At 43.8% G+C, this 20,746-nt stretch carries 10 protein-coding genes and 1 tRNA gene; 6 read left to right on the top strand and 5 right to left on the bottom strand.

Going from position 1 to position 20,746, the window contains the following annotated elements:
* Positions 1-1,475: 1,475 nt before the first annotated feature.
* Complete coding sequence (argF, locus tag A359_RS03115) at positions 1,476-2,477, bottom strand: ornithine carbamoyltransferase (RefSeq protein WP_014888404.1); 1,002 nt, start codon at positions 2,475-2,477, stop codon at positions 1,476-1,478.
* Between the two features lie 1,850 nt (positions 2,478-4,327).
* Here argF and A359_RS03130 point away from each other — a divergent pair.
* Positions 4,328-4,798 (top strand): DNA polymerase III subunit chi, encoded by a 471-nt coding sequence (locus tag A359_RS03130; protein WP_014888406.1) that lies wholly within the window; start codon positions 4,328-4,330, stop codon positions 4,796-4,798.
* Positions 4,791-7,649 (top strand): valine--tRNA ligase, encoded by a 2,859-nt coding sequence (locus A359_RS03135; protein ID WP_014888407.1) that lies wholly within the window; start codon positions 4,791-4,793, stop codon positions 7,647-7,649. Before A359_RS03130 ends, A359_RS03135 begins: the two co-directional genes overlap by 8 nt.
* A gap of 2,074 nt (positions 7,650-9,723) precedes the next feature.
* Here the strand turns inward: A359_RS03135 and rfaC are convergent.
* From rfaC to A359_RS03155, 4 genes are all read right to left on the bottom strand, one after another.
* Complete coding sequence (gene rfaC, locus A359_RS03140) at positions 9,724-10,698, bottom strand: lipopolysaccharide heptosyltransferase RfaC (protein ID WP_014888409.1); 975 nt, start codon at positions 10,696-10,698, stop codon at positions 9,724-9,726.
* A gap of 10 nt (positions 10,699-10,708) precedes the next feature.
* Positions 10,709-11,743: a lipopolysaccharide heptosyltransferase II gene (gene waaF, locus A359_RS03145; RefSeq protein WP_014888410.1), complete on the bottom strand. Its 1,035-nt coding sequence runs from the start codon at positions 11,741-11,743 to the stop codon at positions 10,709-10,711.
* A 31-nt stretch (positions 11,744-11,774) separates the two neighbouring features.
* Positions 11,775-12,707: an ADP-glyceromanno-heptose 6-epimerase gene (gene rfaD, locus A359_RS03150; protein WP_044104747.1), complete on the bottom strand. Its 933-nt coding sequence runs from the start codon at positions 12,705-12,707 to the stop codon at positions 11,775-11,777.
* 754 nt (positions 12,708-13,461) lie between these two features.
* A tRNA-Met gene (locus A359_RS03155) sits at positions 13,462-13,538 on the bottom strand.
* Positions 13,539-15,747: 2,209 nt separating this feature from the next.
* Between A359_RS03155 and arnB the strand changes: the two genes are divergently transcribed.
* Genes arnB through arnD form a run of 4 tightly spaced genes read left to right on the top strand, consistent with a single transcriptional unit; the run spans position 15,748 to position 20,739 of the window.
* Complete coding sequence (gene arnB, locus A359_RS03160; RefSeq protein ID WP_014888413.1) at positions 15,748-16,893, top strand: UDP-4-amino-4-deoxy-L-arabinose aminotransferase; 1,146 nt, start codon at positions 15,748-15,750, stop codon at positions 16,891-16,893.
* A complete protein-coding gene (arnC, locus tag A359_RS03165) occupies positions 16,890-17,870 on the top strand; it encodes an undecaprenyl-phosphate 4-deoxy-4-formamido-L-arabinose transferase (RefSeq protein ID WP_014888414.1) in 981 nt (326 codons plus the stop codon). The genes arnB and arnC overlap by 4 nt, the downstream gene beginning before the upstream one ends.
* Positions 17,867-19,849 (top strand): bifunctional UDP-4-amino-4-deoxy-L-arabinose formyltransferase/UDP-glucuronic acid oxidase ArnA, encoded by a 1,983-nt coding sequence (arnA, locus tag A359_RS03170; protein ID WP_014888415.1) that lies wholly within the window; start codon positions 17,867-17,869, stop codon positions 19,847-19,849. Before arnC ends, arnA begins: the two co-directional genes overlap by 4 nt.
* Positions 19,846-20,739, top strand: a complete 894-nt coding sequence (gene arnD, locus A359_RS03175; RefSeq protein ID WP_044104749.1) for a 4-deoxy-4-formamido-L-arabinose-phosphoundecaprenol deformylase — start codon at positions 19,846-19,848, stop codon at positions 20,737-20,739. Before arnA ends, arnD begins: the two co-directional genes overlap by 4 nt.
* Positions 20,740-20,746: the final 7 nt, after the last annotated feature.

The raw sequence follows: 20,746 nt of genomic DNA on the forward strand, positions 1-20,746 counted from the left end.
AATAATAGTTATTTAACAATTTTCTTTACCTCGCGGGGGTAAGAGGTTATATTTTCTGTCTTTAACAGAGTATGCATGAAAATAACGTGTATCGTACGCGCTATTAGCCGCGGTTGCCCGGACTGTCTATGCTTCTTCACGAAAAACTTTTAGGTTTTCTATCTATGACTCAAGAGATAACTTCATCACAATTGATATTTTGATGCTGATATTCACTGTGCCGACTTGCTTGCTGAAGCGGGCCTGATGCAGCCCTTGAAGGGGAGCAGTTTCATAAGTGTGAAAATTGTTTTAACTAATGCCCATAACATCTTCATAGCAAGATAAACGCCCGTGTCATCATCAGCATCAGGGAGGGAAAGCACTGATCTGAGTGGAGTGGTGCGTTTCCTCCTAAGAGCCGCATGTGCTTTTTATGACACAATAGTTGACCACTTTATGCATGTTTTCAGAAAATCGTTCTGATTTAGGAGCACACTGCAAGTTATTAAGCTAATTGGTAATGCTGCACTTTTTAGCAGAGAGCATATTTTTGCAATAGATATAGTGCGTAGAATAAATGCTTTCCAAAAAGTGTTTCTTTTTTCAACACATCTGATTATCAGAAGAGTGTTATAGATTCTATATCTGCACAAATATCAGAAAAAGATTCAAATAAAACCCACACGTTCCTACTCTGCAGACCGTGATGGTGGAGGTTAGGAGTTGCTTTTATTTCTGACAGCCCACTGATTCTATGATAGACGCTTTTTTCGTATAACCTCGAGCTACTATCGGGAAGCCTTGTTATAGCGCTCATACGGATTCTCTTGTTAGGGAGAAGAGGGGTTGTTTTTTTCGGTTTAGATACCTCTCATCGGAATTTATTGGGGGCGCTATCATGATGGTTGTGTCTGCCGATGTTTCGGCGCACTCTGGCGTGAATTTCCGGAGCCACCTAAGTCTAATTTAGGTATCGTTTTTAAGTTTGCTGGACAGCTGTCGGAATGCATTTCGCAGGTGCTAATCGGTATGACCGGCAACCCCTAGTGAACAGTTTAGGCGCTATCGGAGTCTGTGCGCCCGTTTCAATCTGCAATCTTGAAAGAATAAAAAAGATTTTATTATCGATGCTAAAAACCTCATATTTGTGAATAGTCCTCTAAGTGGCAATGACGGTGGCTCAATTCGGTAGGGTGTTATTAACGGGTTATATCGGAGATTCATTCGGCTGAAGAAATCAGTACCAGCTTTTTTGCTGTCAGAAAAGCATGAACAATAATCACGTCGGTTACTAAATATTGGAGTATTTTTTTGCAAGTCCAGCGCCGATAATGTTGTCGGCTCATGCGCGTATCATATCTCGTGATCTTTTGATCTACAGCCGCCTTAGCGCATAGCGAATCCCTAAAACGAGCGAAAGCATATCCTCATAACAGAAGATATCTATATGTTATTAAAAATCATATACTGCTAATAGCAACAAAGGCAGATAGCTAGATTAGCGTCGCCACCATTACTGCTTTGATTGTATGCAGGCGATTTTCCGCTTGCTCGAACACTACGCTATGAGGCGATTCAAATACCTCATCAGTCACCTCTACACCGCCAGCTAACCCGTATTGCTGGGCGATTTGTCTTCCTAGGGCAGTCTGATCATCATGGCATGCGGGCAAACAGTGTAAAAACTTCACATGGGGATTGCCTGTCTGACGTATCATGGTCATATTGACCTGATAAGCACGCAGTAAGGCGATGCGCTCTTCCCATACACCGCTGTTTTCGCCCATTGACACCCACACATCGTTATAGATAAAATCTGCTGCTTTTACGCCAGCGGCGATATCTTCGGTAAGGGTAATATTACCGTCAGTTTTCTTCGCTCTTCGACGACAGGCTATCACCAGCTCTTGGTCCGGCCAGAAGACTTTCGGCGCTACTAGTCGCAAATCAATACCCGTGAGCGCCGCTGCTTCCAGCAGAGTATTACCCATGTTATTGCGTGCATCACCTACATACGCTAGCGACATTTGAGTAAAGGGTTTTTTAGGTAAAAATTCCTGCATAGTTAACAGATCAGCCAGCACTTGAGTCGGGTGGAACTCAGTTGTAAGCCCATTCCAGACTGGCACACCAGCGTAACGCGCAAGAATTTCGACTCTTTCTTGGCCATAGCCACGGTATTGAATGCCATCATACATACGGCCTAGCACCCGTGCAGTGTCTTTTATAGACTCCTTATGTCCTATTTGGCTACCGCCAGGCTCTAAGTACGTTACATGGGCGCCCTGATCAAAAGCGGACACCTCGAAAGAGCATCGGGTACGGGTCGAATGTTTTTCAAATATAAGTGCAATATTTTTACCGGACAAACGCGGCATCTCACGACCGCTGAGCTTCTGGCGCTTCAGGTCGCCGGCTAGCTCTAGTAAGTAATGAATGTCAGTAGAGGTAAAATCCATTAACCTCAGAAAGCTGCGTTGAAATAACTGATTCATTATGGGTTTCTCTATAAATTCGCTGTAAATCAGTGGAGGCATCCGCACAAGTCTAAAAATAAATTTGTTACTTTCATAAAAAATTTATTATGAATTTTTCATTTATAATCTATGTCTAGATTGATTTGCTTTTTTTATCATTAAGATAGTAAATTATATACTTTATATGCATGCGTATTAAAACGCAAGTACTGTAAGAACGTTTCTTTACATTACTATAGAGTTTTGCTTGTTTATATGATAAAATATTTTGGAATATATGTTGTCAACATTAAATAATAGAAAATAAAGTATGAATTTCTTCAAACAGTACTCAAGAAACAACCATAATGATCGATAGACTACCGTTTTTAAATCCATCTGGTATCATGATGCTTCTGCTATTTAGCTTTAGTGGGAAGGCGGTTATCTTGAGCGTACTTTTTCTCACGGGCCTAATATTAAATGCATCGAGCTTCTGTCCTAAAAAAATTGAATATTGTCAGGAAATTATTGATTTCGATTATCAAATTTATGGAAAACATTATCTATATAGTAAATGAAGAAATTTCCTGCCAGCCATGATTTACTTATAAAAAGCGGTTATACATCGTACTGCTCAAAAAAAACCATGAGGCAACGCGTTAATTATTTCGGCATATGGATAGAGCAATCGTATATTGAAAAGTGTGCCGGTCACTTGTCTGCTATAGAGAGCGTTAGCAGGAAGTGCTAATGATTAAGCGTGTATGTAGTAATGCCCCGAAAGCATTATAAAGTTTTATATCGACTAAATTTTTAAAATTATACAACGCTATCTCAGGGGCCTTGACCGTGTTTTCTAAAAAAAGCAAGAAAAGCTAGCTTGATATGCATCAAAACTTAATAAGTAGGCTAGTAAAGTAATTGACTTAGTAAGTGAGAACGAGTTTTTCTTAAAGTCTTTACTATAAGAGATTAGACATTCCAGGTTTATCATAGGTACACATTAAAGAGTACGTATCTATCTATGATCTTAGAAGGGAACAACTCTGCATATGGAATCATCATTCTCGATTTATCGCAGAGCGGCGCCCTGATGAAAAGCCTTTGCTATCGTTATAAAAAAATCCCGCCGAAACCTCCGGTAAGCAGCCGCTACCAAGGCTCAAAATACACGCCACTGTCTGGCTGTGCTTTAAGGAAATCAAATAAAGCGATTTATCCTAATGTGGGGCACTATTGACCTAGATATCATATGAGTGACGATCAGTATACGCACAGGATTAAATATCAGCATCTGAGATTGCAGTCAGCATGATTGTATAAAAGGTTGCCGAGCAGTCGTGCTGACTGACTAATATAATCCTGCGATATTTTGGTTTTAAATAATTCCTGCTCGTCGGCTGAGGCGCTTGCAACTATGATGCGTTGGTCTAACAATAGTCACTGCACTGCAGAAGATGGGCTTGTAGGGAGTGTCAAACAAGGTCTTCATCGGGTGATAACACCTTTGTAAGGGTATAAGCATCAAATGACGGCATAGATATCAAATCATGCTTTTGTTTCAAAAAAAGCATTTTTATGCCGTTAAAGTATGATATTAACACTTATGATGAGAAAACAGCTCAAGAGATGCACCTCATTTTATACTAAACCCGCATAGTATCACAGCGGGCCGTTTCATATCTTTAAACTAAAGATGATGCTTATTTTTGCTTTCTGCGTAAGTAAGAGATGATATTTTTTCAATATTAGATCAAAGTATACGTCTCCCTGCGCTGCTGCGGACTCGATAGTGGCTAGTAATATCACAACAGGTATAGTTAGTTGACTAATGCTATTGACTATCCCATTATTTTTCTCTTTATCTTTAGTTCACAACATGGCTCATGAAAAACGCAACTTTTTATTTGATTGCACAATATACCAGTATCACTGGCCTAACTGCCGTAGAGCGCCTTGCGTGCTATTTGGCGGCTAAAAATTGGCAGGAGGGGAAATGGTCACTAATTGCCTGTGAGAACGATGTGCAAGCTACCAAGCTGGATGAAGCTTTGTGGGCAACTACTCCCAATGCGTTTGTGCCTCATAATCTGTCGGGAGAAGGTCCTAGCTATGGTGCGCCGGTAGAAATTTGCTGGCCTCAGTGTCGCGGAAATGTCCCAAGAGAGCTGCTGATAAGCCTGCTACCGACCTGCGCGGATTTTGCTTTCTCTTTTCAGGAGGTGATAGACTTTGTTCCGAATCAAGATGCTTTGAAAGAGCTGGCCCGTGATCGTTATAAAGCCTACCGCCGCAGCGGATTTTTATTGACTACGGCCGAATCGCCAACGCAGTTATGCATGCAGAATCATGAATAAAACATATAATCCTAAAGATATTGAGCAGCCACTGTATGAGCAGTGGGAGCATCGAGGCTATTTCAAGCCAAATAATAATATCGGCAAAGATAGCTACTGTATCATGCTTCCGCCGCCAAATATTACAGGCAGCCTGCATATGGGGCATGCTTTTCAGCAAACCATTATAGACACCTTGATTCGTTATCAGCGTATGCAGGGTAAAAACACCTTGTGGCAGGCGGGTACCGATCATGCCGGTATTGCGACACAGATGGTCGTAGAGCGAAAAATCGCGTACGAAGAAGGCAAAACCCGACAAGATTACGGCCGCGCCGCCTTCATTGATAAGGTTTGGAAATGGAAAGTGCAATCTACTGGCATCATTACCCATCAAATGCGTCGGCTAGGCGCTTCAATAGATTGGACAAAAGAGCGATTTACGGCAGACGATGGTCTGTCTAATGCTGTGCGGGAAGTGTTCGTAAATTTGTATCGGCAGGATTTGATTTACCGCGGGAAAAGACTAGTAAACTGGGACCCGAAATTACGGACTGCGATTTCAGATCTAGAAGTGGAACATCGTGAATCGAAGGGATCAATGTGGTATTTTCGTTACCGTCTAGCTGACGGCGTACACACGAGCGATGGTCTAGATTATCTGGTAGTTGCCACCACGCGCCCGGAAACCATGCTTGGCGACACTGGAGTGGCGGTCAATCCGAACGATCCGCGTTATTGTAGTTTGATCGGGAAGTACGCGATAATACCAATTATTAATCGCCGTATCCCTATAATCGGTGATGACAAGTATGTGGACATGACCAAAGGTACTGGTTGCGTTAAAATCACGCCAGCGCATGATTTTAACGACTATGCCCTTGGCCAACGCCATTCCCTGCCGATGATTAATATCCTTACATTTGAAGGAGATATTCGTCAAGCAGCTGAAGTATTCGATACTAACGGTCAACCAAGTAATGTGCTTTCTGGCGAGATTCCAGAAGCTTTTTGGTCCTTGGAGCGTTTTGCCGCCCGTAAGGCGATTGTGGCTGAATGTAATCGCCTTGGCCTGCTATTCGAGGTTAAGGCCCACGCTCTTACAGTTCCATATGGTGATCGTGGAGGTGTAGTTATTGAGCCAATGTTGACTGATCAATGGTCCCTTCGCACTGCGCCGCTGGCGAAGGTAGCGCTGGAGGCGGTGCAACAGGGTAAGATCCAGTTCATACCAGAGCAGTATAAAAACATGTATTGTAGCTGGATGCAGGAGATTCAGGATTGGTGTATTTCGCGACAGCTCTGGTGGGGTCACCGCATTCCAGCATGGTACGACAACGAGGGTCGAGTCTATGTAGGCCACAGCGAAAGCGAAGTTCGCCAGCAATATCAGTTATCGGATTATATCTCACTACGCCAAGACGACGACGTCCTGGATACCTGGTTCTCCTCTGGCCTATGGACTTTTGCGTCCCTCGGGTGGCCGGAAAATACAGACGCGCTGCGTACGTTCCACCCGACTAGCGTAGTTGTGAGCGGTTTTGACATCATCTTTTTCTGGATAGCACGTATGGTCATGTTGAGTATGCATTTCCTCAAGGATCACAACGGGAAGCCGCAAGTGCCTTTTAACACAGTTTATATGACCGGTCTGATCCGCGATGAAACAGGGAAGAAGATGTCAAAGTCAAAAGGAAACGTTATTGATCCTTTGGACATGGTAGACGGCATTTCACTGCATGATTTGCTCGAAAAGCGCACTCATGATATGATGCAGCCGCAATTGGCAGACAAGATCCGCCAACAAACTAAAAAACAGTTTCCGAACGGAATTAAGCCGCATGGCACCGATGCTCTGCGTTTTACACTAACTGCGCTGGCCTCTAACAGCCGTTATATTAACTGGGATATGCATCGCTTAGAAGGGTATCGTAATTTTTGCAATAAATTATGGAACGCTAGTCGTTTTGTACTGATACATACCGAAGATCAGGACTGTGGTTTTGAAGAAGGCGAAAAATTTTTATCGTTGTCAGACCGATGGATCTTGGTAGAATTTAATCAGACGGTGAAGGCGTTTCGTGAGGCGCTAGATGATTACCGTTTTGATTTAGCAGCCGGGATTTTGTATGAATTCACGTGGAATCAGTTCTGCGATTGGTATCTAGAGCTGACCAAGTCTGTGATCAGGGTTGGTTGTGACGCCGAGCTTCGCGGTACGCGCCATACGATGGTTAACATGCTAGAAGCCTTGTTGCGTCTGGCGCATCCTATTATTCCGTTTATTACCGAAGCCATTTGGAAGCGAATAAAACCCCTTACTAAAAAACCAGCTGAAACCATTATGCTACAGCCTTTTCCAGTTCATGATCCAGCGTTTGTGGATGCTGATGCCAGCATAGATTTGGAATGGATTAAGCATGTTATCAGCGCTATACGTACGCTGCGCGCCGAAATGCATATTCCTCCATCTAAGCTACTTTCGGTATTGCTAAGGAAGGCATCACCGGTGGTGATGCGTAGGGTTAAAGAACACTTAAGTTTTATACTTACTCTGGCGCGGCTTGAAACTATCTCCCTGTTACCATCAGATGATATAGGTCCAGTGTCTTTTACTCAACTTATCGACGGTGCTGAACTTTTGATCCCGATGGCAGGTCTCATGAATCAAAATGTCGAGAGTAATCGCCTAGCAAAAGAGAGGGTGCGTATTGAAGGCGAAATTAGCCGTATCGTTGATAAGCTTAGTAATAAGCGTTTTATCAGCCGTGCACCGCAGACAGTGGTGGCGAAAGAGCGCGAGAAGCTGAACCACTATCAGAAAGCTAGATTAAAATTACTTGAACAGCAAGCGATCATCAGCAATTTTTGATCACATTGTCGTCAGTTGGTAAAATTAAATATATGATTGTTTTATTGATCACGCGAGACTCCGTGATGAGGTAAGTCTTAGAAAGACCAGTCTAATACGATGGATGTCGTTTTAGTACTCCTAAATTGTTTTAATCATGACTATCTGCATCTGCATCGTAAACGCTGTAAGCCAGATATTTTGGTAGTTTTGATTGATGAAAACTTGTTGATGCTATGCAGTCATGGTGCTGCAATTTAAGAAATTAACACAGATCATGGCATGTGCCGCATTATTATTTTGAGGGCGTCTAAATTTTTTAGAAGTGATTAATTGATATACTTACAGTTAGAAATGAAGAGACGAGAGTCTTTAATAGCATGAAGGCATCTATGAAGGTGTTGATACTATCAAGTTGATATGTTAGTAAAAAATAATAGACAATGTTTTCGTATGGCGTCAAAAAGCACCTTATAGCATACGCTGTGATATATCAATAAACAGCGCGACAGCTACAGCTTATCTATTTCTCTTGCCCATATTAGCCGCACTGATACATATGGTTTCCTGATATTGTTAAAAAATTAACGCAACCGACAAGAAGCGGTGGAGGAGTTTGCGAAAAAATATATTTGCCTTGTATTACAATCACCTAAAAACAATTAATTTTCTAATGCTAGCGAGGAAAGCTGTAAAATATTGTCTAGTTTATATGCTATGCATATAACAACAAAATTTACAAAAACTCTATGAGAGAGACGCATGATATCTAAAATACAGTAGGTCATTATAGAGATCTGTCTAGCTAGAAAGGCTATTTTCCGATCTAAAAGACATAAAACGACAGGAGAGACGAAGACCACCATCAAAGAGATGCCCTTCGAGATTATGCGCTGTCAGGAATGCTGAATTGAAAAAAGAGCGCAAGTATCACAACATGCCTACTAGCCACCAACTCGTTACGCACGATCATTGATGCACTATATCTAAGCAGGCAGGCTGTAAGAAAACGGGGCATATTGATTGCTCGGGCGCTGCTAGCGCCCGAGAGATGTAGTGCAGATTACAATGCTCACTTATGCAGGCTCTGCATTCAATGAGTATATGGGTTAACTTTACTGCATCTTGAAAAGCGTATGCTGATGTTAATGTTTGCGAGTTTTTAGAGTAAAAAATAGTCTCAAACGTTAATAACAGAAAGACAATAAATATAAAATACAGTCAACGCAGACCTATGCAATCTTGATCATAAGCAAAAGGATGTATTTGATCACATCACTGTTCTGAAAGTAAATAGTAGGCATGCTATCTCTGGTTCAGAGCAAGTGGGGCGTTGCTTAGTATAGATACAAAAGCACACAATACCTAACCTCTCTATTGATGATTTCAGAGAACCGTGCTAGTGAATAAGGTTGTTATCATGCAGGGAGTGAGTAATTTCAAGCTATGGTTTGATCATATAGATCGATATGCATACGTAACTTTACTCACCTGATCTGATCATCGCCTATAGTATCGATTGATATATTGCAACTTATGCGTAATTATAATGTACTTTTAGGTGAGGAGAGAGTAATTTTCAAAGCATTTTCTAGATCATGCTTCATCTTCACCCCTCCCGATATTATTAGTTGCATCTAAAAAACCACACTGTCCGATTACTGTTTCTAAAATTGTCATCAAATCACCATTTGGTTTGGCTGGTTTTTTTGTTCAAGGCACACAAAAACCTGACGTGAATGATTGGGTTTTTTAAACACATTCAACACGCATATTAGCATAACGGAAAAGGTGGAGCTATCTATAAGCTCCTCTCGAACGAAGGCGATTGAGTGAACAAAGTGATTTCACTTAAATCTGTGTATTTATATGCAAAGATTATTTCGTAACGTGCTATGGTAAAAACAGACGTTCTATATAAAAATTATTAAATCGTGCATGACTATTTTTTATCATCATCACATCTCAGTTACGATTAAAGCCTTGACTTTCAAGCATCGAGATCATTAGCTTTTTTGCTAGGAAGATGGATCGAGTGTTCAAAATCGCTTCTTTAGCCCTAAAAAGTTAGAGGATTAGAGTATGTATTATAGTTTTATTCCTCTTCCCTTAATGATAGCATTGGTTTAAAAGTCTTCCAGACATACTCTGCCGTCAGACTCGTCATGTTTCCGTTGGTTGCACACAGTGCCTGCTGATGCCGCCCGTAAGCACCAATAAGCGATGGATTGGTAGGGCCATATAAAGTTAGGTTGGGGCGGTTAAGGGCTGCAGCTAAATGACTGAGGCCGGTGTCCACCGAAACCAGTGCACTCGCACCGCTTATCACGGTTGCTAGCTGTGCTAGAGAGGATGGCATCAGTACTTTTGCAGCGCTGAATCCGTTAGCCAATCGTTGCGCGCGTAGCTTTTCTTCATGCGTCCCCCAAGGTAACTCAATGCTATAATCGTGGTTAGCAGAAAACTGTATTAGGGCACGCCAGTGGGTTTCCGGCCACTGTTTCTCGGGACGTGTTGTGGCATGCAGAAAGACTAGATAAGGTTTTCGATGAGTCACGGGCATGCAGCAAGGGGAAATGGAATACTCTCCGAACGTCATGGGCCGACGGTAACCTAGACTGGCAGCGAACAGCTGCCGAATGCGCTCTATGGCGTGCTGTTGATTGTCCACATAATGACGCTGGTCATAAAACCAGCTGGCGAAGGGTTCGCGCGCACTTTTATAGTCAAGACCGTGTTTTTCGCCACACGCATAGCGCGTCACAAGTATTGAGCTTTTTATTAGGCCTTGCGCATCTATAACTGCATCATAGCGCTCTTTCTGAAGCTGTCGTTTAAAGTCATCGCGTTCCTTCAGCGTGGCAGTAGTGAACCAGTTCTTGCGCCAGCGGCGAATCGCAACTGGCAGCACCCGTCGCACTGCTGGATGAAGGGTCGGGATTTGGACAAAATTTTCTTCCACTACCCAATCGAAAAAAATCTCCGGGAATGCACGCTTCGCATCAGTTAGCGAAGGCAGGGTATGCAATAAATCACCCATTGAAGATGTTTTAACGATTAGAACCTGCATTTTCTCTCTTTTAGAGTAATAAGCTCTGCAGTGCGTTAAGTACCTGGGTGGGCTGAATGGCAATGAGGGCAGGGTGATATCCTGTGTTTTCTTCATATTTGCGTATTTTACAGCCACCGCTGATCAAGCGAATCGATCTGCTCTGGTGGTAAAGCGGGGGGGTAAAATCCGGACTAGTGGGCCCGTACAGCGCTACTAGCGGACGCTGAAGTGCGCTAGCAACATGCATCAGCCCGGCATCGTTACTGACAATGCCTCGGCAGGCGGCGATAAGTTTTACCGCCTGCTCCAGTGAAGTTTTTCCGACTAGGTTTCGGCAATGACGGCGACAGTCTGGAGGCAAGGAAGCTTTTATAGCTTCTCCAGAAGCTTGCTCTTGCACGGACCCAAACAGCACTATTTGATGGCCACGGCGGATAAGTGCCTCGGCCAGGGTGGCATAATGATAATGCGGCCAACGTTTAGCCAGGCCAGATGCTGTCCCGGGACAAAAACCAATAAGCGGGAGAATGCAGTTCGGCATAAATGTTTGGAGGACTTGATCGATATCTGATGCGCTGACCGTGAGGTGTGGCCAAGGAAGCGGACTAGGTAAATCAGCTGCGTGGTGTATTCTATCGCGATCAAAGGCCAAGGCTGCGTAGCGCTGTATCATTAGTGGAAAAGCTTGTTTATCTAACGTTCGGATGTCGTTGAGAACACCATATCGCATCTCGCCACGCCAGCCAGTGCGCTGCGAGATGCTAGAAAAAAAAGGGACTAGCGCTGATTTAAATGAGTTAGGCAGAACTATCGACTGTAAATAGCGGTTTTTCTTCAGTGCTCTTCCAAGTTGGTAGCGCTCTCTTAGCGAGAGGACGCCGTGGCCTATTGGCATCACCAGAGGCAGATTAACCTCCGGCATTAGTTTAAGCAAAGAATGGCACCAGGCTGGAGCCATGACATCAATCTTCGCATTAGGATGGCGTTGCATGAGGAGACGATAGAGGCTTTGGGACATCATAGCATCACCCACCCAAGATGCTCCGATTACCAGTATTTTCATGGCTTTGTCTCTTTACATTCCCTAAACGATATCAGTCGTTATGGTTCAGCCATCGTAAATATTCCGGGACGCCTTCTGTGATGGTTTTAAACGGTTTCAGGTATCCAGCAGCGCGCAGCTGCGTTAAATCTGCTTGAGTGTAAACTTGGTATCGTCCTTTGAGTTTTTTAGGGAATGGAATGTATTCAAAATGCTCTTTTTGATGGTAATCTAATACGATGGTTGCGACGGTTTGGAAGGATTCGGCTCGGCCGGTGCCGCAATTAAAAATCCCCGAGATGTTATTTTGCCAGAACCAAATATTTACCGCTGCCACGTCGCTAACATGGACGAAATCTCGCTTGAAGCCTTCGCTTCCGGCGAATATTGTTGGATTTTTACCAGCGTTGATTTGCTTGTTCAAACGAAAAGGTATACTAGCCATGCTGCCTTTGTGTTCTTCTCTCGGGCCATAAACATTGAAATAACGGAATCCGCAAATTTGCGATTCGGTGCGCAGCAAGAGCGTTCGCACGTACTGATCAAGAAGAAATTTTGAATAGCCGTAAACATTTAACGGCTGTTCATACTGTCGCTCTTCAATAAATCTTGTTGTCTGGCTGCCGTAAGTTGCCGCGGAAGAAGCATACAGAAACGGAATAGTGCGTTCGATGCAGTAGCGCAAGAGCTTTTTCGTGTATTGATAATTATTTTGCATCATGTACTGGCCGTCGTACTCCGTGGTGGAGGAGCAGGCTCCTTCATGGAAAACTGCATCAATATTACCGAAATCATCGCTGGCAACGATGCTAGCGATGAAATCTTCTTTATCTATGTAATCAGCGATATTGAGATCCACTAGATTAACATATTTGGTGCCATCTTTTAGGTTGTCAACGATTAAAATATCGTTGCAGCCGATCTGATTTAATAGTTTGACAATATTGCTTCCGATAAAACCTGCTCCCCCTGTGACCACTATCACGGTGCACCCCTTTTCGTAACCTTCAGGACCGGGCATAACGTCAACTCCTGAGAATAGTGCCTATCATAGCATGTATTCTCCAGACTTTATATTTCCCCGTATGTGTATTAAATGAGTCAGAAGCATCTAAACATACTTGTTAGTGTAGAGCCGCCTGTTGTTGCTTGCGTTTGCATGATGTTAGGTGGATCATGAAAAGCTATTCTATGCGCTCCGCAAGTTTGTACTCTCTATTGCAACTTATAAATCGGATTTGTTGAATAACTAACAAATTTCGCGCAATATTTGGGTTAGCTTGTGAGATGTATTTCAACCATGATTGCTATAGCAAGGCTAATTATAGATTGCTGCCTCATAGGCTAAAAAGCTTCTGAAACTGAGAGGTGATATGACGGAACAGGTGGGGAGGATGAGCAGTTTCTAAGATAGACAGAGAGGGTATTTTTTGGAAGGGCGTTGCTGATGAGGTTCTTGACTGAGGTGAAGTCGAGTTGAGCAGTAGAAAATAGGCGCTTCGATTATTGTAACTCGTGATCGGTGAAAGAACATTCAATTCATTGAAGCAGTATCTCACTGGAAGTGAGATCGATAACACGACCATTGGCTTACGTGGGGCTTAAATTTCTCTTACTGCAGTAAGCCAGATTGCTTTCCCTGACGATCAATGCAATAAGCAGTAGAAAAAGTTGCGTGGATTTTGGTTACAGGACACATACAAGAAACTATAACATCTTATTAAATAAAGGAAGGATATTGGTTGCGGGGGTCGGATTTGAACCGACGACCTTCGGGTTATGAGCCCGACGAGCTACCAGGCTGCTCCACCCCGCGTTTGTTGATAAAGATCTTATCTCTTTAGCGGTTTTAGTGCAATACATATTTTTTAAATAAAGCTTATATTTTTATCTATCATTTTATTTTTTTATAAAAACTATTAAGTTATTGTCTGTATTAAAAATATTTAATGTGATTCCTTCATTGAAGCAATTTACCTCTATATTAGAACATAATGTAGTGTAGCTCATAAAAATAAAATGTTCGAGATGACACATGTTTCTCTACTACTGCATAGTAAAACAGGGCGGTGCTTTATCAAAAAGGTTTATTTTACGTTGTATGTATCATAAAACGCGCACGTAACAGACTGACGCTTCTGTTTTTTTTAGCATAAAGCGCGTGAGAATATGATTAAGGGATACTGTAAAAATATCATTATCGGCATTGATACAGCTATGTTTTCGCCGTTACCATCCCAGACCATTAAATCTAGATTTAAGCATGAATGATTCAGATCACGTTCATTATGGCATACTTTTTGAAAACCTAGATTATTGAATCTAAAGCGCATTCCATAATGTAATAGTGTATTATTTTATTTTTTTAGGAGAGAGTTAATCTAGGGATGCAAGCTGTCTTATCTTGCTGCATAATATTGCTTATTCACGTTTAAGTGTTGCCACTCTCATCTGGTTGTTCTGGCTCCTGCATATAAACGATTACTTTTTTATATAATGCATGAGTGCTTTATTGCTATATTTCATAAGAGTTAGTAGGTTATGTTGACTATAATATTCGTGTTGTAGTATCCTGACGGTGCCTGAAATTTGCTCATGACAAATATCGTAATCATCGGTATGCGATAGATCATCTTTCCCCGAAAGATGCAGATACATTATTGCTCCAGAATAGTCATAACCAGGATCTCTCCATCGACTTTGAGATGCCGCTAATCGACGATAGCATGGAGACATATCCTCGAGGAGGTGAGCCAAATCAAAAAAGCCTTAGGCGCTCTGCTGAGGCATGAAAAGTCAGCGCTACCCAGCGCTGATGTAGCCGAGTTTCTATGAGACTCGGCTCCTCAGGTGAACTGGTGTAATCAGATCATTATTGTGGCGCGTTTAGTGCCACCCCCCCCCGCTTTCTACCAAGAAAGTCGACTAGGGCTTGGTGTCTTCATCAGGTGCTGTAACGTGTATCATGAGACTTTGATGTTTGTATATCGTCGCCTCTGGCGAATGTTTTTTATAATGCTTGCAATCCGTTTTTGTAGTTGTAGGCGCGTAAAATCTTCGGGATCAGATTTTTATGATGGCATGGATAGGTGATAAATTATGCTGGATGCGCATGTCAGCTGCATTGCTACTAATTCCGCTCTTGTACATATAGTAGTAGTTTTTGACACAGGGAAGCCTCTTCCGCATGATGTTTGATGAGGGGGTTTTTTTAGGAGGTCATAGCTTTCGGTGGAGTTCGCGTACCGCCTAAAAAATAGGTTGATACCTGTCTAAAAAATACTACTGCTGTACTGAAGATCTCTGCGCTCTACTTTAGAATATATAAAAATTGTATTAATATTTGATGTTTTTGCTATAATCAACTATAGCATCATTTTCTGCAATAAATTAGCACATCATGCATGTGCATGCACAATACTTCTCGTATTGTTGCCTTATCTATAAATAGATGCAGACTATGTCACTGATTATGTAATGTAGATTTTCTTAAGTATTTTCATCGCAACCATAAGTCTGCGATGTGTTAAAGAGCTGAGCTACACCATTACAGGGTTAGACGATATAGCGCTGTCATGCTGGACTATCACGAGTATTTAGATTGTACTCTGATTCTGAATCATTATAACACCAAAAGTGATATATATCTTTGATATAGTCAAACCCTAAAAATAAATTATAACAAATCAATACTCCGGGTGGCCGCTAATGATTACTAGTCTACCATGTTTTATGTTTGGGGGCTTATCCAGGTGATAGAGCGATAAGAAATACCTTAGACAGCATCGTAAAACAATCTTTACATATTAAGGAGTGTAAACGAAACTTAAACGAACATTTAAAAATCGCTTTATTCATTGCCGCTCTTAATTTTCATTTAAAGAAATTCAGTTAAGATTCTTCCTATTTTGTAACACCGACATCTATTATTAAAGAACTTTATCGTTTCACGACAAGAGTTCGCGCCAAACATGTTGCTTGCGTCCGCTCAATAATGACTCGCCATTTTTAAGGGAAATCGAACAATGTCTGAATTTTTGCCGTTCTCCCTTCCATCGCTGGGAGATGCCGAGCTCGCTGCCGTAGGTGATGTGCTTCGCTCCGGCTGGATCACTACAGGGCCAAAATGCGCGCAACTAGAACAGGCGTTTTGTCAACTAACCGGTAATCGTCATGCTATAGCCGTAAGCTCAGCGACAGGTGGTATGCACGTTACGCTCATGGCGCTGGGGCTTCAGCCAGGTGATGAGGTGATTACGCCCTCGCAGACGTGGGTGTCTACACTAAACATGATCTGCTTGCTTGGCGCCGAACCAGTCATGATCGATGTTGACCGTGAGACGCTAATGGTGACTCCAGAACTTATTGAGGCTGCAATCACTCCGCGAACCTGCGCCATCGTGCCTGTCCATTACGCCGGGGCTCCGGTAGATATCGACGCCATTCGTGCTCTGGGTGCACGTTATGGCATTCCGGTGATTGAGGATGCGGCACATGCAGCGGGGACCGGCTACAAAAATCGCCACGTGGGCCGCGTCGGAACCGCGATTTTTTCTTTTCACGCTATCAAGAATATTACCTCTGCAGAGGGCGGGATGGTGGTAACAAATGATGCCGCACTAGCGGATCGTATCCGCTGCCTGAAGTTTCACGGCCTTTCATCGGATGCATTCGATCTCAACATGCAGGGCCGCCCTCCCTCTGCTGAGGTGATGACTCCGGGCTACAAATATAACTTGCCTGATATCAACGCCGCCATTGCGCTGGTTCAGTTTGAGAAGCTAGAGCAGCATAACGCGCGCCGCGCGGCCCTAGCCCAGCGCTATTTAGATGGGTTGGCTAATATACCAGTGTCTCCGCTAGCACTACCCGCCTGGCCACATCACCACGCCTGGCATTTATTTATCATACGTGTTGATGAGCCGCGTTGCGGGATTGATCGTGATGGACTCATGCGGGCGCTGAAACATGAGGGCATCGGCACAGGTCTACATTTTCGCGCCGTTCATACGCAACGTTATTACCGTGAGCGTTTTCCCAATTTGGTCTTGCCGGAGACCGAGTGGAACTCCGCACGAATATGTTCACTGCCTCTCTTTCCCTCCATGAACGATAACGATGTTGATCGGGTGATCATTGCACTACGCACTATTGTAAAGGTGTTGAAATGACAACACACATGAAAATCAATAAGGTTTCGATCGTAATTCCAGTCTATAACGAACAAGAAAGCCTTCCTGAGTTGATTAGGCGCACGGAGGCAGCCTGTAAGAAGCTGAGTGTCGCTTATGAGATTTTACTCATAGATGACGGCAGTAGTGACGACTCAGCCGCTATGCTAACTGCCGCAGCTGAAGCGTTAGATAGTCATATTGTTGCGCTGTTACTGAATCGTAATTATGGTCAGCACTCTGCTATCATGGCGGGGTTTAGTCATGTAACTGGAGATTTAGTGGTAACCCTCGATGCGGATTTACAGAATCCGCCGGAAGAGATAACGCGGCTTGTTGAGGTTGCGGCGCAAGGCTACGACGTAGTGGGCACGGTGCGCCAGAACCGGCAGGACAGCTGGTTCCGAAGGCGAGCTTCGTCCATGATTAACTCCCTGATTCAACGCACGACTGGTAAAGCAATAAGCGATTACGGCTGTATGCTGCGGGCCTATAGACGCCATATTATTGATGCTATGCTGCACTGCCATGAGCGTAGCACTTTCATTCCTATTTTAGCCAATACATTTGCCCGAAAAACTATTGAAATACCGGTAATGCATGCGGAGCGGGAATTCGGTGATTCTAAATATAGTCTGATGAAGCTTGTTAATTTGATGTATAATCTGATTACATGTCTAACGACGATGCCGCTGCGCATGCTGAGCGTTATTGGCAGCATTATCGCTCTCCTCGGCTTTGCATGTTCTCTAATTCTTATTATGCTCCGCCTTTTTTTCGGCTCGCATTGGGCAGCTGAAGGCGTATTTATGCTGTTCGCGGTACTGTTCATTTTTATTGGCGCACAATTCATCGGGATGGGGCTGCTGGGAGAATACATTGGCCGTATTTATACCGATGTGCGCGCACGTCCCCGTTATTTCATTCAGCGTGTGGTTAGTCAAAATAGACTCTCGTCTCAACAGGAAAGACAATGAAGGCTGTTATTTTTGCTTATCATGACATGGGTTGCGTAGGGATCACTGCTTTGATTAAAGCAGGGTTTACTATTGAGGCCATCATCACTCACCTTGATAGCCCTTCTGAAAAAAACTTCTTTGGTTCAGTAGCACGTATGGCTGCAGAACACTGTATTCCGGTATTTGCAATGCCTGACGTCAACCATCCTCTGTGGATAGAGCGACTTAAAGTACTAGCACCAGACGTAATGTTTTCGTTTTACTATCGCCAGCTGCTGTGTCAAGAGATTCTCAGTTTGCCGACGGTGGGTTCATTCAATCTGCACGGCTCGCTACTGCCTCGATATCGAGGCCGATCGCCGCTAAATTGGGTGCTAGTCAACGGTGAAACGCACACTGGCGTGACTTTGCACAGAATGACGTCGCAGGCCGATGCGGGGAATATCTTAATGCAGCGTAGCGTGGCGATTACTCCGGAGGATGATGCGCTGTCGCTCCACCGTAAATTGTGTGAGGCGGCTGCTACTATGCTAGAAAGTATTTTACCCGCCATTCACCAGAAAAATTTTAGCGAAACGCCTCAGAAGGATTACCCCGATAGCTATATGACCGCTCGAACAGCGGAAGACGGACGGCTGAATTGGGAACAGCCGGCCACAACCCTTGTGAATCTAGTACGAGCGGTCACTGATCCATGGCCTGGCGCCTTCAGTTATGCCCGCGGCGAAAAATTTATAGTCTGGAAGGCGAGGGTACGTCCGAACAGCGATTCCGTACAACCTGGCACTGTATTATGCATCGATCCGTTAGTCATTGCTGCCGGTAGCGATGCGCTAGAGATTCAAGCCGGTCAGCGCCAACAAGGAGTATACATGCGCGGCTGCCAATTAGCTTATGATCTGGGGCTAGTCGACGGTGCATTGCTGAATGCGTATCCCTCAGTAAGGCATCAGCGCCGTACCCATGTTCTTATCTTAGGGGTGAACGGCTTCATCGGCAATCATTTGACAGAACGCCTCCTGCATGACGGAAGGTATGAAATTTACGGTTTAGATATCAGCACTGATGCTATCAGGCGTTTTCTAGTGAATCCGTTTTTTCATTTCATCGAGGGGGACATTAATATACATTCGGAGTGGATTGAATATCATATTAAAAAATGCGATGTTGTTTTGCCGCTGGTGGCGATTGCCACTCCTATCGAATATACGCGTAATCCGCTGCGAGTGTTTGAACTCGATTTTGAGGAAAATTTAAAAATTATCCGTTATTGCGTCAAATATCAAAAGCGTATTATTTTCCCATCGACCTCTGAAGTTTACGGTATGTGTACCGATCGAGTGTTTGACGAAGACGAGTCCAGCTTGATTGTAGGACCTATCAAGAAACAACGCTGGATTTACTCAGTATCGAAACAGTTACTAGATCGCGTCTTGTGGGCTTATGGTGAACAAGAATGTCTACGTTTTACGCTATTTCGACCCTTTAACTGGATGGGACCTCGGTTAGACACGCTAAACGCAGCACGTATCGGTAGCTCACGCGCTATTACGCAGCTGATTCTTAATCTAGTAGAGGGATCTCCGATCAAATTAGTGGACGGGGGCGCACAGAAAAGGTGTTTTACCGATATCAGCGATGGTATTGAGGCGCTATTCCGCATCATAGAGAACAAAAACCATAATTGCGACGGTCAAATAATCAATATCGGCAATCCAGGAAACGAAGCCAGTATCCGTCAGTTGGCAGAGTTGTTACTAGCAAGTTTCAATCGGCATCCGCTGCGCCAGCATTTTCCGCCATTCGCCGGTTTTCGCAATGTAGAAAGTAGCAGTTATTACGGAAAAGGATATCAGGACGTGGAGCACCGAAAGCCTAGTATCCGTAATGCCAAACATTTACTAGACTGGAACCCTAAAGTGCCGATGGCGCAAACTATAGATGAAACTTTAGATTTTTTCTTAAAAACCGTTGACTTTTCGGACGCGAAATGCTGAAAAACGTCGGCCTCCGTATTGATGTCGATACGTGGCGCGGGACTCGCGCGGGTGTGCCTTGCCTATTGGATATACTAGCCGCGCAGAAGATCAAGTCGACATTTTTTTTCAGCGTTGGACCTGATAATATGGGTCGCCATTTTTGGCGACTAACGAAACCACAATTCTTGATGAAGATGCTACGCTCTCGCGTAGTCTCTCTCTATAGTTGGAAGATTTTATTAGCCGGCACTGCCTGGCCTGGCAGAAAGATAGGTCAGGGTCTCGCTGCACAAATACGCGCTGCCGCCGCTGATCATGAAGTCGGGATGCACGCCTGGGATCATTTTGCCTGGCAAACCTGGGCTGGGACGTGGGATAATGCTGAATTAACAAAGCAGATTCGTCTAGCAAAAGATGCGTTGACTAATATTATCGAACAGCCAGTAACCTGTTCGGCTGCAGCAGGCTGGCGTGCAGATAATCGTGTTCTTCAGGCTAAACAGCCTTTTGGTTTTTTTTACAATAGCGATTGTCGTGGTACGAGTCTATTTAGACCTCTACTTCCGAATGGAGATTGGGGCACGGTACAAATTCCGGTCACACAACCTACTTTTGACGAGATTATCGGCCATACCGTGAGTCTTGCAGGGTACAATCGGTTCATTCTTGATAGCATAAAAGCTGATCATGGAACGCCCGTGTACACCATTCATGCCGAGGTAGAGGGTATTGCGCTGAGTGGTATGTTTCAGGAATTGTTATGGATGGCGAGGGCCGAAGGGATCCGCTTTTGTCCGTTAGGGGAGCTTATCCCTCAAGATGCCACAGTTCTGCCGGTCGGGCATATAGTGCGAGGTGTTATTCCAGGACGAGAGGGATGGGTTGGATGTCAGAGACTGTTAAAGTGAGTCGAGC

It is taken from the genome of secondary endosymbiont of Ctenarytaina eucalypti, assembly GCF_000287335.1.
Lineage (GTDB): Bacteria > Pseudomonadota > Gammaproteobacteria > Enterobacterales > Enterobacteriaceae.